The sequence below is a fragment of the Roseateles sp. GW821-FHT09B06 genome (assembly GCF_059418245.1).
In genome coordinates this window covers 212,732-226,188 of sequence record NZ_JBWKPM010000006.1, presented here as the reverse complement: position 1 = coordinate 226,188, position 13,457 = coordinate 212,732, and the positions used below count along the sequence as shown (strand labels likewise).

At 68.6% G+C, this 13,457-nt stretch carries 12 protein-coding genes and 1 riboswitch; of the genes, 7 read left to right on the top strand and 5 right to left on the bottom strand.

Translation table 11 applies throughout. The features are described from left to right. Window positions 1-235: 235 nt before the first annotated feature. Both AC07OQ_RS08155 and AC07OQ_RS08150 read left to right on the top strand, forming a co-directional pair. A complete protein-coding gene (locus tag AC07OQ_RS08155; protein ID WP_495052602.1) occupies window positions 236-1,243 on the top strand; it encodes a fumarylacetoacetate hydrolase family protein in 1,008 nt (335 codons plus the stop codon). Next, complete coding sequence (locus tag AC07OQ_RS08150) at window positions 1,240-2,184, top strand: nucleoside hydrolase (RefSeq protein WP_495052601.1); 945 nt, start codon at window positions 1,240-1,242, stop codon at window positions 2,182-2,184. The genes AC07OQ_RS08155 and AC07OQ_RS08150 overlap by 4 nt, the downstream gene beginning before the upstream one ends. Here the strand turns inward: AC07OQ_RS08150 and AC07OQ_RS08145 are convergent. Next, window positions 2,153-2,845 (bottom strand): DUF1045 domain-containing protein, encoded by a 693-nt coding sequence (locus tag AC07OQ_RS08145; protein WP_495052600.1) that lies wholly within the window; start codon window positions 2,843-2,845, stop codon window positions 2,153-2,155. The genes AC07OQ_RS08150 and AC07OQ_RS08145 overlap by 32 nt on opposite strands. Before the next feature lie 30 nt (window positions 2,846-2,875). Here AC07OQ_RS08145 and AC07OQ_RS08140 point away from each other — a divergent pair, with 30 nt between their 5' ends. From AC07OQ_RS08140 to AC07OQ_RS08130, 3 genes are read left to right on the top strand one after another with little or no spacing between them, the layout of a single operon-like run. Next, on the top strand, window positions 2,876-4,015 hold the full coding sequence (locus tag AC07OQ_RS08140; protein WP_495052599.1) for an alpha-D-ribose 1-methylphosphonate 5-triphosphate diphosphatase: 1,140 nt from the start codon (window positions 2,876-2,878) through the stop codon (window positions 4,013-4,015). Between the two features lie 29 nt (window positions 4,016-4,044). Beyond that, window positions 4,045-4,719, top strand: coding sequence for a DUF4197 domain-containing protein (locus tag AC07OQ_RS08135; RefSeq protein ID WP_495052598.1), 675 nt, complete (start codon window positions 4,045-4,047; stop codon window positions 4,717-4,719). Window positions 4,720-4,762: 43 nt separating this feature from the next. Then, window positions 4,763-5,002: an oxidoreductase-like domain-containing protein gene (locus AC07OQ_RS08130; RefSeq protein WP_495052597.1), complete on the top strand. Its 240-nt coding sequence runs from the start codon at window positions 4,763-4,765 to the stop codon at window positions 5,000-5,002. A 45-nt stretch (window positions 5,003-5,047) separates the two neighbouring features. Here AC07OQ_RS08130 and AC07OQ_RS08125 read toward each other — a convergent pair whose 3' ends face one another. From AC07OQ_RS08125 to AC07OQ_RS08115, 3 genes are all read right to left on the bottom strand, one after another. Continuing rightward, a complete protein-coding gene (locus AC07OQ_RS08125; RefSeq protein ID WP_495052596.1) occupies window positions 5,048-5,416 on the bottom strand; it encodes a hypothetical protein in 369 nt (122 codons plus the stop codon). A 7-nt stretch (window positions 5,417-5,423) separates the two neighbouring features. Then, the gene (locus tag AC07OQ_RS08120; RefSeq protein WP_495052595.1) at window positions 5,424-7,538 is read right to left on the bottom strand and encodes a hypothetical protein; all 2,115 of its coding nucleotides are present in this window, start codon (window positions 7,536-7,538) and stop codon (window positions 5,424-5,426) included. Window positions 7,539-7,714: 176 nt separating this feature from the next. Further along, window positions 7,715-8,110, bottom strand: coding sequence for a rhodanese-like domain-containing protein (locus tag AC07OQ_RS08115; protein WP_495052594.1), 396 nt, complete (start codon window positions 8,108-8,110; stop codon window positions 7,715-7,717). Window positions 8,111-8,146: 36 nt separating this feature from the next. Here AC07OQ_RS08115 and AC07OQ_RS08110 point away from each other — a divergent pair, with 36 nt between their 5' ends. Continuing rightward, window positions 8,147-9,205, top strand: coding sequence for a homocysteine S-methyltransferase family protein (locus AC07OQ_RS08110; protein ID WP_495052593.1), 1,059 nt, complete (start codon window positions 8,147-8,149; stop codon window positions 9,203-9,205). Here the strand turns inward: AC07OQ_RS08110 and AC07OQ_RS08105 are convergent. Further along, the gene (locus AC07OQ_RS08105) at window positions 9,202-10,404 is read right to left on the bottom strand and encodes an HD-GYP domain-containing protein (protein ID WP_495052592.1); all 1,203 of its coding nucleotides are present in this window, start codon (window positions 10,402-10,404) and stop codon (window positions 9,202-9,204) included. The genes AC07OQ_RS08110 and AC07OQ_RS08105 overlap by 4 nt on opposite strands. A gap of 87 nt (window positions 10,405-10,491) precedes the next feature. Further along, window positions 10,492-10,585, top strand: a riboswitch (S-adenosyl-L-homocysteine riboswitch). A 52-nt stretch (window positions 10,586-10,637) separates the two neighbouring features. Between AC07OQ_RS08105 and metH the strand changes: the two genes are divergently transcribed. Then, window positions 10,638-13,379, top strand: a complete 2,742-nt coding sequence (gene metH / locus AC07OQ_RS08100) for a methionine synthase (protein WP_495052591.1) — start codon at window positions 10,638-10,640, stop codon at window positions 13,377-13,379. Window positions 13,380-13,457 lie beyond the last annotated feature (78 nt).

Here is a 13,457-nt window from a genome sequence, read left to right as displayed (position 1 = left end):
GGGTTGGCAGCGGGGTTGGCGGCGGCCGAGCCTGCGCCGGCGCGCTCTCGGGCGGCGCCGGCCGCAGTGCCGCCAGCAGGCCGGCGTGCAGCGCCACGGCCAGCGCCGCCGCCGCTGCCAGGCGGGCCGGCCGTCGGGTGCGATGACTCATCGGACAATGCTGCCATCCGGGGTCTTGCGCGCAAGTCCACTTGCTTTCCATCCTCATCCTCCTCTTTCTTCTTTTCTTCCAACGATGAAACTCGCCACCTACAGGGACGGTTCGCGCGACGGCCAGCTGGTCGTGGTGTCGCGCGATCTCAGCCAGGCCCATTACGCCAGCGGCATCGCCACCCGGCTGCAGCAGGTCCTCGACGACTGGAACTTCCTGTCGCCGCAGCTGGAGGAGCTCTACGTCGGCCTGAACCATGGCAAGCTGCGCCATGCCTTCAATTTCGACCCCAAGCAGTGCATGGCGCCGCTGCCGCGCGCCTACCAATGGGCCGACGGCTCGGCCTACCTGAACCATGTGGAGCTGGTGCTGCGGGCGCGCGGCGCCGAGATGTCCGAGAGCTTGCGCGGCGAGCCGCTGATGCTCCAGGGCGGCAGCGATGACTTCCTCGGCGCCATGGAGCCGGCACGCTTCGTGTCCGAGGCCATGGGCATCGACTTCGAGGCCGAGCTCGCGGTGATCACCGGCGACGTGGCCATCGGCGCTTCGCCCGAGCAGGCCCTGGAGGGCGTGCGCCTGCTGGCCCTGGTGAACGACTGGAGTCTGCGCAACCTGATCCCGGCCGAAGCGGCCAAGGGTTTCGGCTTCTTGCAGAGCAAGCCGGCCACCGCCTTCGGCCCGGTGGCGGTGACACCCGATGAGCTGGGCGAGGCCTGGCAGGGCGGGCGCGTTTTCTTAAGCCTGCAGTCGCAGTGGAATGGCCGCAAGGTCGGCCAGTGCGACGCCGGGCCCGAGATGAACTTCCACTTCGGCCAGCTGATCGCGCATCTTGCCAAGACGCGCAACCTGCGCGCCGGCGCCATCGTCGGCTCGGGCGCGGTCAGCAACCAGGACTCGAGCAAGGGTTACAGCTGCATCGCCGAGAAGCGCGCGATCGAGACCCTCGAGCAGGGCGAGCCCAAGACCGGGTTCATGAAGTTCGGCGACTCGATCCGCATCGAGATGAAGGGCCCGGACGGACAGAGCCTGTTCGGCGCGATCGACCAGGACGTGGTGCCGCTGCACGAGCCCGAAACCCGGACCGGCGCATGAGCAGAACTCCGATCATCATCGACACCGATCCGGGTCAGGACGACGCGGTCGCGATCCTGCTGGCCCTGGCCAGCCCCGAGCTGGAGGTGCTGGGCATCACGACGGTGGCCGGCAACGTGCCGCTGGCCCTGACCAGCCGCAATGCGCGCATCGTCTGCGCGCTGGCCGGGCGCGCCGAGGTGCCGGTGCATGCCGGCGCCGACCGGCCGCTGCTGCGGCCGCTGGTGACGGCCGAGCATGTGCATGGCCAGACCGGGCTGGATGGCCCGCCGCTGCCCGAGCCGCCGCAGCCGCTGGCCGAGGCGCATGCGGTGGACTTCCTGATCGACACGCTGATGCGGCGCGCGGCCGGCACGGTGACCTTGTGCCCGCTGGGGCCCCTGACCAATATCGCGCTGGCCCTGATGCGCGAGCCCCGCATCGCGCCGCGCATCCGGCAGATCGTGCTGATGGGCGGCGGCTGCTTCGAGGGCGGCAACATCACGCCGGCGGCCGAGTTCAACATCTACGTGGACCCGCAGGCGGCCGACCTGGTGCTGCGCAGCGGCGTGCCGATCACGATGGCGCCGCTGGATGTCACGCACCAGGCTCTGACCCTGCCGCACCGCGTGGCCGCGATCCGTGCGATCGGCACGCCGCTGGCCGAGACGGTGGCGCAATGGCTGGAGTTCGCCGAGCGCTTCGACGTGCAGAAATACGGCCAGGCAGGCGGCCCGCTGCACGACCCCTGCGTGATCGCCTGGCTGCTGCGCCCCGAGCTGTTCAGCGGCCGCGACTGCCATGTGGCGATCGAGACCGCGAGCCCGCTGACCCGCGGCATGACGGTGATCGACTGGTGGGGCGTCACCGGCCGGCCGGCCAATGCCCATGTGCTGGGCGGCGTGGATGCCGAGGGCTTCTACGCGCTGCTCACCGAGCGCCTGCGGCTGCTGCCAGCCTGAAGCGACGGCGCAGCCGGAAGGGCACGCCGGGCGCGGGCTCGACGAAGAGGCAGAGTTCCTCGCAGCGCAGGGGCAGGGCCAGCGCGGCGGCGAAATGCAGCCGTGCCGCGTCCACCAGCGCCGCCGAGGGCCTGCGGTCGCTGAGCGTCAGATGAAAGCGCCAGCGCTGCAGCAGATGCGGGTAGCCCCAGCGCGCCAGCAGGGCCAGCTGCTCGGCGTCCGGGCCATGCGCGCGGCGGCGCGCGGTCTCGGCCGCGTCGGGCGGCGCGCGCCAGGCGTCCAGTTCCCGCACGCAGGCATCGGCCAGGCGCCACAAGGGGTGCTCGCGCGCCAGCGCCTGGCGCGGCCGCAGGGCCAGAAAATCGGACAACGGCGCCACCTCCAGGGCTGGCATCGCGAAGGCCGGCGTGGCGGCGGCCAGGGTCTCGATGGCGGCCAGCAGCTCGGCCTCGCCCTGCTTCAACAGGCGCATCGGCGGCTTCAGGGTGGCATGGAAACCGTAGCGCCAGGGTTCGCCGCGTTCGGGCGGCGGCGCGCGCCGATCGTCCGGATCGTCCGGATCGCGGCCCAGCCAGGCGCAGCCGGCCCGCCACAGCGGGTGCGCGGCCGGTGGCGCGTAGTAGAGCGCATAGCGTGGGCTGTCGCCGGGGGTGTCGGCCATCGGGGCCGCATTGTCGGGTATCGTCGCCGCATGGAGAGATTGATTGGCAACGCCCGCCTGGTGCTGGCCGGCGAGAGCTTTCTGGGCCATTTGCTGCTGCGCGAGGGGCGCATCGCCGCGGTCGGCCGCGGGCCGGCCCCGGCCGCCGCGCGGGCCGAGGACTGGGGCGGCGACTGGCTGCTGCCGGGCCTGGTCGAGATCCATACCGACAATCTGGAGCGCCATGTGATGCCGCGGCCCAAGGTGGTGTTCCCGATGCTGGGTGCGCTGCAGGCGCATGACGCCGAGATCGCCGCGGCCGGCATCACCACCGTGTTCGATGCGATCGGGGTCGGCGATCCCTATGGCCAGGGCTTTCGCGCGCGCAGCCAGGCCGGGCTGCTGGTGGCCCTGGACCGCTTGCAGGCCGCCGGCGCGCTGCGCGTCGATCACTGGCTGCATGTCCGCTGCGAGCTGCCGGCGCCGAATGCGCGCGAGCTGTTCGAGGCCTTCATCGGCAGCCCGCGCCTGCGGCTGCTGTCGCTGATGGATCACACGCCGGGTCAGCGCCAATGGGCCGACCTGGACCATGCGCGCATCTACTACACCGGCAAGAAGGGCTGGAGCGACGCCCAGTTCGATGCCGAGGTGGCCCTGGCGCCGCAGCGCCAGGCCCTGCACGCGGGGCCCAACCGCGCCTGGTTCGCCGATGTGGCGCGCGCGCAAGGCCTGACCCTGGCCACCCATGACGACACGACCGAGGCCCATGTCGAGGAGGCGCAGGCCCTGGGCGCGACGATCAGCGAGTTCCCCACCAGCCCGGCAGCGGCGCGCCGCGCCAGGAGCCTCGGCCTGGCCACGGTGGCCGGCGCGCCCAACGTGCTGCGCGGCGGTTCGCATTCGGGCAATGTGGCGGCGCTGGAGCTGGCGCGCGCGGGGCTGCTGGACATGCTGTCCTCCGACTATGTGCCGACCAGCCTGCTGCAGGCCGCCTGGCGGCTGCAGCGTGAGGCCGGCTTCTCGGTCAGCGAGGCCTTGCAGCTGGTGAGCCTGAAGCCGGCGCGTGCCTGCGGGCTCGGCGACCGCGGCGAGATCGCCGAGGGCCTGCGCGCCGACCTGCTGCGGGTGTCCGAATTCGATGGCCTGCCGCTGGTGCGCGAGACCCTGGTGGCCGGCCGACGGGTGATGTGAGAGATATGTTGCGGACCAAGGAGATGGATATGCAGCGACGCGATATGTTGAGCCTGGCGATGCTGGGCCTGCCCCTGGGCGCGGCCCATGCGGCTGCCATCAGCGAGGGCGATGCGGCCAGCGGCATCCGCACGGCGCTGGAGCGCGGGGCGGTGGCGGCGGTGGGCCTGCTGGGCAAGCCCGACGGCTTTCTGGGCAACCCGCTGGTGCGCATCGAGCTGCCGGGCTATCTGAAGGATGGCGCCCGCCTGCTGAAGGCCACCGGCCAGGGCAAGCGCGTGGACGAGTTGCTCACGGCGATGAACCGTGCCGCCGAGGCGGCGGTGCCGGAGGCCAAGAGCCTGCTGGTGGCGGCGGTGAAGAATATGAGCGTCGAGGACGGTCTGCAGATCCTGCGCGGCGGCGACGATTCGGCCACCCGCTTCTTTGCCGACAAGACGCGTGCCCCGCTGGCCGAGAAGTTCCTGCCCATCGTCACCCGCGCCACGCAGCGGGTGGCGCTGGCCGACAAGTACAACGCGGTGGCCGGCAAGGCCGCCGGCCTCGGCCTGGTGCGCGGCGAGGATGCCAATATCCAGCAGTACGTGACCGGCAAGGCGCTGGACGGCCTGTACCTGATGATCGGCGAGGAGGAGAAGAAGATCCGCAAGGACCCGGTCGGCACTGGCAGCGCCATCCTGAAGAAGGTGTTCGGGGGCTTGTAGGCCACCCCCTGCGCGCTGCGCGCGGCTCTGGTCCAATGCGGCCATGGAGTCTGCCCCGATCACCGACCGCGCCAGCGCCATCGCGGCACGCCGCCAGTTACAGGCGCTGGCCGCCGAGCGCGGCATCGCGCTCAGCGAGCCGCCCGACGAGCCCGACAACTGCTGCGACAGCGGCTGCGAGGCGGCCTGCGTCTGGGAGACCTTCTACGCCGAGATGGGCTACTGGCGCGACGAGGCGCTGCTGCGGCTGGACACATGGCAGGTGGTCGATCGGCGAGAATGAAAGGCATGACTTGGCGGCAATGGATGGGCTCCCGCTGTCGCCATGTCATCGGGCTTGGCGAGATCGGGCCGCAGGGTGGGTGGGGTCGGGCTGCGAGCGCTGATCGCGCAGGCTGCTTTCCGGCAAAGTCGCCACCGCGCCGGCGCACGGCCCCGAAATCACGTGGACGAACCATCGCCGCTCAGCGCCGGGCGCAATGCCAGGGCCGGCGAGCTCGCTCACCAACGCGACATGGCTGCCCGGCGGCGCCGCGCATTCATGTCCGGCCACCCGAGCGACGACCGCGCTGTTCAGCGTGGCATAGAGCACAACATCGGGAACGCGCATTGCCTGCACCTCGGCGGCGTGAAGGAGCGCCAGCCACGACAGGAGCAGCCCGCTACTGCTGCAAACTGTCGTGCCGGCGGTCCTCATGGCCCCGCTATTCCTCGCCGTCGAGATAGACATAGCCGCCGTGTCCGCCCAGGCCGCAGTCGGCGCCGGTGACCGACAGCTCAATCTCGTCACCGGCGCTGCTGGACAAGCCCGTGACAACGACCGTTTGCCACGGGATGGCCTTCCAGTTACCGCCCTGATAGCTCTGCCATCCGGTGAAATTCGGGTCGCTCGTATAGAAGCGGCGGTTGTACAGGATGGTTCCCTTCGTCACGTTGCGCACCGTGACTTCGACATAGGGCTGGTCCTCCGGGGTGTGCTGTGGGTCTTCCAGTACCGCGGCCCATTGGAAGCGAAGCTGGGGATTGCCTGTCGTCGGTACCGTGGCGCGCTGTGAAACGTAGGTGATGTGGTAGCCGTTGTCTTCGTCATTCACTCGCAGGGCGTGATTGCCGAACACCGACAGAGGAAGATCGGCTGCGATGCTGTCAAATCCGGTCCCTACCACCGTTGCCTTCGTGGGCGTGAAGGCCACACCCAGGCGCGAGGTGCTGGCGCTCCATCCACTGATGTCGCCGGCCTCGAAGCCGAAATTGGTGAAGAAATTCTTGCCCGCAGCGCGCACCGAGAATCGGCCAAATGCGGTGAAGCCGGTCGTCAGGCTCTTTGCGTGCTCGGTCACGAGCAGCATCACTTCGACCTTGCTCTCCAGCTTGGTCGGGAAAGTGATGCTGAACTTGCCGTCTGCCGCAATCGGCAATCCATCGCCCTGCGTCACGCCGTCCTTGTACACATGCAGGAACAAGGGCTTGGTGCTGCCGGCCGGGCGGGTGACCTGTCCATCGACCGTCTTGCCGTCCTCGTATGGAATCTCCAGGCTCAGCGCCGCCTTCATGTCGAGCACCCTTGAGGCCGAGTCCTTTGGATCGGTGACTTGCAGATTCTTGAAGTAGTCGGCCAGCTTGCCGGATTTCCAGTCGCTCATGATCTGGGCGAACTGCGCCGGTGCGGCAAACGTATCGTCGGACGCGTAACCGATGTAGTCGAACATCTTGGCCGGGTAGCTCGCAGCGCGCGAGTAGGTGCCGAAACCCGCGTCGAACGTCCAGGGGTAGTTGACCGCTGTCTTCGGGAAGTTCGAGTCGTAGATACGGAAGGCCTTGGCCACGGCGTCGTAGCCATGGACGGTGACCGAGTGACCACCGTCGGTCTTCGTGTTCGAGTGCATGACCAGGTGCAGGGGCTGCCCCGTGACGATCATCGACTGCAGCATCAGCCGGCCGGTATCCACGGCGCGCGGGATCACGATGCTGCCGGCAACGCTGTTCCACTTGCTGACGATCACGCCATAGGTCATGGCGAGTGCCGAGCGTGTGATCTCGTCGTCCGCCGGCTGCTCGGTTGCGCCCTCCTGGGCGAACGAATACAGCGGCAGCGTCGTGCCGTTGCGGTAGTAGTAGGTGGAGATCGACGCAAACGCCGCGCAATGACCACCGTACTGATACGAGCCGAAGTTCTGATGCAGGATGGAATCGGTGCCGAACTTGAAGCCGGTGTCGACCTCGGGCTCGATGCCGAGCTTCAGCAGCACCAGGGCCACGAACTTGGAGAAATGCGAAGTCCTGAAACTCACCGTGCCGGCGGTTCGATCGACCGCGACCACCGCGACCGTCTGATAGCGGCCGGCCGCTTCATCCCAGTAGAACACCGCTGGCGGCATGTCGCCGGCCGTTGCGGCATCGTATGGAATCGTGATGGTGACAGGCTGATTGAACGTGCTGTCCCGGCCCTCCGCGACCTTGAGTACGATCACCTTGGAGACCTGCGTGGCACCGGCATCCAGGGCTCGCTGGGGCAATGCGCCAGGCAGGGCATCTTCGTAGCCAATCTGTACTTCCGCATCCTCGATCACCGCCCCTACCGGCAGCTCGATGGTCGCACCCTTGAGGGGGCCGGTGCCGTCGGCGACCTTGATGAGCGTCGCCGCAATGGCATCGGCCTTGATCTCGCCTCGCGCGACCTCATTGGCGACCTCGGATGGTTTGGCGACCGGCTCGGCGGTGCTGCCGCCATCGCCACCGCCGCCGCAGGCAACGAGGATCGCCGTTGTGAGGACCGCCGCAAGGGCACGCGTCCAGGCTGGGAATCGGTTCGGGTCCATACGCTACACCTCCATGCGCTCGAAATGCCGAGCAGGCGCCATGGTGGTTGCCGCGGACGGTGCCTTTCATCCTCAGGCGAAATGACAGCAGCGGCGTTGCGGCGGCCTCCAGCCATCCGTATCCGCTGCCTTGGTGAAGCTTGGGGCTGCCTGCGGCCGAGGCCGACGCGCCGACGCTACATCTGCTCCCAGGGCAGGCCGTCGAAGCGCCAGCCGTTGCGCTTGCCGCGCTGGAAGTTCTCGTCCGGGTCGCCCTCGAAGCCGTGGACGACATTGACGATGTCGCTGAAGCCGGCCGCCTCCAGCGCCTCGCCGGCCGCGATGGTGCGGGTGCCGGAGCGGCACAGCAGTACCAGGGGGCGGTCCAGGTCGCCGCCAGCCTCGCGCCGGACCTGCGCGACGAAGCGTGCCGGGTCCGGGTGCATCTCGGGATATTCGTACCAGGCAACATGCACTGCGCCGGGAGGGTGGCCCACGTAGAGATACTCCAGTTCCATGCGCACGTCGACGAACAGCGCCTCGGGATGCTGTTGCAGATAGAGGTGGGCCTCTTGGGGGAGCAGGTGCTTCATGAACAGGGGTATTGACGCGCTTCTTACAATGGGAGCATGAACGCCCCCACCTCGACGACCTACACGCGTGGCGCGCAGCTGCCCGAGATTCTGCAACAACGCATCGCCATCCTGGACGGCGCGATGGGCACGATGATCCAGCGCTACAAGCTCACCGAGGCCGATTACCGCGGCCAGCGCTTCGCCGACCACGGCAAGGACCTGAAGGGCAACAACGACCTGCTGGTGCTGACCCGGCCCGAGGTGATCAGCGAGATTCACGAGCAGTACCTGGCCGCCGGCGCCGACATCATCGAGACCAATACCTTCGGCACCACCTCGGTGGCGCAGGAGGACTATGCGCTGGGCGAGCATGCCTATGAGATGAACGTCGCCGCCGCGCAGCTGGCGCGGGCCGCCTGCGCCAAGTACAGCACGCCCGACAAGCCGCGCTTCGCCGCCGGTGCCCTGGGCCCGACGCCGCGCACCGCCAGCATCAGTCCGGACGTCAACGACCCCGGCGCCCGCAACGTCGATTTCGACACCCTGCGCGCCGCCTACTACGAGCAGGCCAAGGGCCTCTTGGACGGCGGCGTCGACCTGTTCCTGGTCGAGACCATCTTCGACACGCTCAATGCCAAGGCCGCGATCTTCGCGCTGGACGAGCTGATGGACGACACCGGCGAGCGCCTGCCGGTGATCATCTCCGGCACCGTGACCGACGCTTCCGGCCGCATCCTGTCGGGCCAGACCGTCACGGCCTTCTGGCATTCGGTGCGCCACGCCAGGCCCCTGGCCATCGGGCTGAACTGCGCGCTGGGTGCGACGCTGATGCGGCCCTATGTGGAGGAGCTGGTCAAGGCGGCCGGCGAGACCGCGGTCAGCTGCTATCCGAACGCCGGCCTGCCGAATCCGATGAGCGACACCGGCTTCGACGAGACGCCCGAGGTCACGGGCCGGCTGATGCGCGAGTTCGCCGCGGCCGGCTTCCTGAACATCGCCGGCGGCTGCTGCGGCACGACGCCGGCCCATATCGCGGCGATCGCCGAGAATGTCTCGGCCTACAGGCCGCGTGCCTGCGGCCAGCGCTTCTTCAGCGAACTGGTCGAGGCCTAGTAGAGCTTCAGCAGCTTTTCCATATTGAGCAGCAGCTTGAGTTCGTGCGGGGCCAGGCTGGCGGCGATGGCCTGGCCGGCCAGACGGGTGTCGCGCGGCACCGGCTCGCTCAGCGGCGTGCCGCTACGGCCCAGCAGGGCCGCGACCAGCGGCTCGTTGGCGCTGTGGCCGCGCTTGGCCACCACGCCCACCTCGCCATTGGCCAGGCGCACCAGGCTGCCCGGCGGATACAGGCCCACGGCCTTGATCAGGGCCGCGCCGGCTTCGTCCGGCTGTTGCAGCTCGTCCAGGTAGGCGGCGCGGCCCGCCTGCGCGCCGGATAGCGCGCGGCGCGAGCGCCGCGGGGCGAGCCGGGCGCCATAGATGTCGGCGCGCCTGAGCACCCGTGCCATCTGCTCGGCCATGCTGCGCCCCGCCAGCGGGCCGGGGCCGGCCTCGTGATGCAGGCGCACGATCTGCAGCCACAGCGCGTCCTGCACGCCGAGCTCCCGCAGCAGCTCGGCGCCGCGATCGCCATGGGCGTCCAGCTGGGCACGCTGGGCCGCGTCGGGAAGGTCGGCCTGGCCGGCCAGGCGGTCCTGCAGGGCGCTGATCGCAATGTTCATCGACAGCGCGGCCCGGCTCAGCACCTCGCGGATGTCGTCCGCCCAGCCGAGCTGGCGCGCGGCCAGTTCGGCCAGCACCATGCTCAGCAGCGCATGGCGGGCGCTGTAGCGCTGGTAGTCCTGGCTGGCCTCGAAGATCAGCAGCATCAGTGTGGCGTCGGTATGCTGCTGCAGGCGCTCGACCATCTCCTGGCGCAGGGCCGTGAAGCGCGCCAGGAAGTCCTCCGGCCGCGGCTCGCGCAGCAGGGCGTGGCAGCGCAGCTGCAGGTCGGCCCAGGCCGCCTGGCTGTTGAGCTGCTGCGTGATGGCGGCCTTGTCGACGGCCCTGCTGAAATCGCCGCGTGCCCGGGAGATCTCGCCCAGGGTGGCACCACGGTGCATCATGGTGTCGACCTTGTGGGCGAAGGCGCGCTGGTAGGCACGGGTCTCCTCGGCCAGCACCCAGGCGCCGCGCTCGATCAGGCCCTGCACCAGGGGGCTGTCGTGCAGCACCTGGCCGCGGGCGATCAGCAGCTTGCCGTCGGCGTCGCGCACCGAGAAGTCCAGCAGCTGGCCGATGCGCAGGCTGTTCGGGGGCAGGGGGATCAGGTCCAAGATATCTCGCTTCGTTCTGCACCGATTGTCGGCCTGCCGAGGGCGGGTCTTCAGAGGGTGAACCAGGCTTCAGCGTAAAATCGCACGCGGTCCGAGGAGCGTTGCGACGGCTGATGCCGCCAGGCTCGGATCAAGGGGCTGCGGCAGAGCCGCAGGTCCCGACCAACGACGCTCACCGATCCACGCTCGTGGCCGCGGTGAGTTCGCGGCCACGCTCTCTCGTTGAGGCCGCCATGTCCACTACCGCCACCGCCCGCACCGCCCCGCCACCGATGAAGCTCTCCGGCCTGGAACCGGTGCAGATCGGCGCCGGCACGCTGTTCGTCAACATCGGCGAGCGCACCAATGTCACCGGCTCCAAGGCCTTCGCGCGCATGGTTCTGAACGGCCAGTTCGAGCAGGCGCTGGCGGTGGCGCGCCAGCAGGTCGAGAACGGCGCCCAGGTGATCGACATCAATATGGACGAGGCCATGCTGGACAGCAAGGCCGCGATGGTGCGCTTCCTGAAGCTGATCGCCTCCGAGCCCGAGATCGCGCGGGTGCCGATCATGATCGACAGCTCCAAGTGGGAGGTGATCGAGGCCGGCCTGAAGTGCATCCAGGGCAAGGGCATCGTCAACTCGATCTCGCTGAAGGAGGGCGAGGCCGAATTCAAGCGCCAGGCCAAGCTGCTCAAGCGCTACGGCGCGGCCACCGTCGTGATGGCCTTCGACGAGAAGGGCCAGGCCGACACCTACCAGCGCAAGATCGAGATCTGCGAGCGCGCCTACCGCATGCTGGTGGACGAGGTGGGCTTCCCGGCCGAGGACATCATCTTCGACCCGAACATCTTCGCGATCGCCACCGGCATCGAGGAGCATGACAACTACGCGGTGGACTTCATCAACGCGACGCGCTGGATCAAGCAGAACCTGCCCGGCGCCAAGGTCAGCGGCGGCGTCTCCAACGTGAGCTTCAGCTTCCGCGGCAACGACCCGGTGCGCGAGGCCATCCACACGGTGTTCCTCTACCACGCGATCCAGGCCGGCCTGGACATGGGCATCGTCAACGCCGGCATGGTGGGCGTCTACGACGATCTGGAGCCGGTGCTGCGCGAGCGGGTCGAGGACGTGGTGCTGAACCGCCGCGCCGACGCCGGTGAGCGCCTGATCGAGGTGGCCGAAAGCGCCAAGGGCGCGGCCAAGGACGATTCGGCGCGCCTGGCCTGGCGCGCCGGCAATGTCAACGAGCGGCTCTCGCATGCGCTGGTGCACGGCATCACCGACTTCATCGTCGCGGACACCGAGGAAGCCTGGGTGGCGATCCAGGCCGGCGGCGGCCGCCCGCTGCATGTGATCGAGGGCCCGCTGATGGCGGGCATGAACGTGGTGGGCGACCTGTTCGGCCAGGGCAAGATGTTCCTGCCCCAGGTGGTGAAGTCGGCTCGCGTGATGAAGAGCGCGGTCGCGCATCTGGTGCCCTATATCGAGGAAGAGAAGCGCCAGCTGGCCGCTAGCGGCGGCGACGTCAAGCCCAAGGGCAAGATCGTGATCGCCACCGTGAAGGGCGATGTGCACGACATCGGCAAGAACATCGTCACCGTGGTCCTGCAGTGCAACAACTACGAGGTGGTGAACATGGGCGTGATGGTGCCCTGCCAGGACATCCTGGCCAAGGCCAAGGTCGAGGGCGCCGACATCATCGGCCTCTCGGGCCTGATCACCCCGAGCCTCGAGGAGATGCAGCATGTGGCGGCCGAGATGCAGCGCGACGACTACTTCCGCATGAAGAAGATCCCGCTCTTGATCGGCGGCGCCACCACCAGCCGCGTGCATACGGCGGTGAAGATCAGCCCGCATTACGAAGGCCCGGTGGTCTATGTGCCCGATGCCTCGCGTTCGGTGGGCGTCTGCACCGAGCTCTTGAGCGACGAGCGCGCGACCCGCTTCATCGACGAGTTGAAGTCCGATTACGAGAAGGTGCGCCGGCTGCACGCCAGCAAGAAGCAGACCCCGCTGGTCACGCTGGCGCAGGCGCGCGAGAACAAGGTCAAGCTGGACTGGTCGGCCTACCGGCCGCCGGTGCCGAAGTTCATCGGCCGGCGCGTGTTCAGGAACTACGACCTGGCCGAGCTGGCCCAGCATATCGACTGGGCCCCGTTCTTCCAGACCTGGGATCTGGCCGGGCCCTTCCCGGCGATCCTGAAGGACGAGATCGTCGGCGCCGAGGCGCAGCGCGTCTTCAGCGACGGCCGTCGCATGCTGCAGCGCCTGATCGAGGGGCGCTGGCTGCAGGCCAGCGGCGTGTGCGGCCTCTACCCGGCCGCCCAGGTCAATGACGACGACATCGAGATCTATACCGACGAGAGCCGCAGCGAGGTGCTGATGAGCTGGCGCGGCCTGCGCATGCAGTCGGAGCGGCCGGTGGTCGAGGGCGTGAAGCGGCCCAACCGCTGCCTGGCCGACTACATCGCCGCCAAGGGCACGGTGCCCGACTATATCGGCCTGTTCGCGGTCACAGCCGGCCTGAACGTCGAGAAGAAGGAACAGCAATTCCTGGCCGACCACGACGACTATTCGGCCATCATGCTGAAGGCCCTGGCCGATCGCCTGGCCGAGGCCTTTGCCGAGCGCCTGCACCAGCGCGTGCGCCAGGAGTTCTGGGGCTATGCGCAGGACGAGGCGCTCAGCAACGAGGAACTGATCGCCGAGAAGTACCGCGGCATCCGGCCCGCGCCCGGCTACCCGGCCTGCCCGGACCATCTGGTCAAGCGCGAGCTGTTCAAGGCCCTGAATCCCGAGGAGATCGGCATGGGCCTGACCGACGCGATGGCGATGACGCCGGCTGCCAGCGTCAGCGGCTTCTACCTGGCGCATCCGGATGCGAGCTACTTCAATGTCGGCCGCATCGGCGAGGACCAACTGGCCGACTGGGCGGCGCGCTGCGCGCTCGACCGTGCCGACGCGCAGCGCGCGCTGGCGCCCTTGCTGGGCTGACAGGCGCTTACAACTCCGAGGCAACCGATCGGGGGGCTGCCGCGTTGCAATGGCATCCTCGTTTTTCGGAGTTCAAGA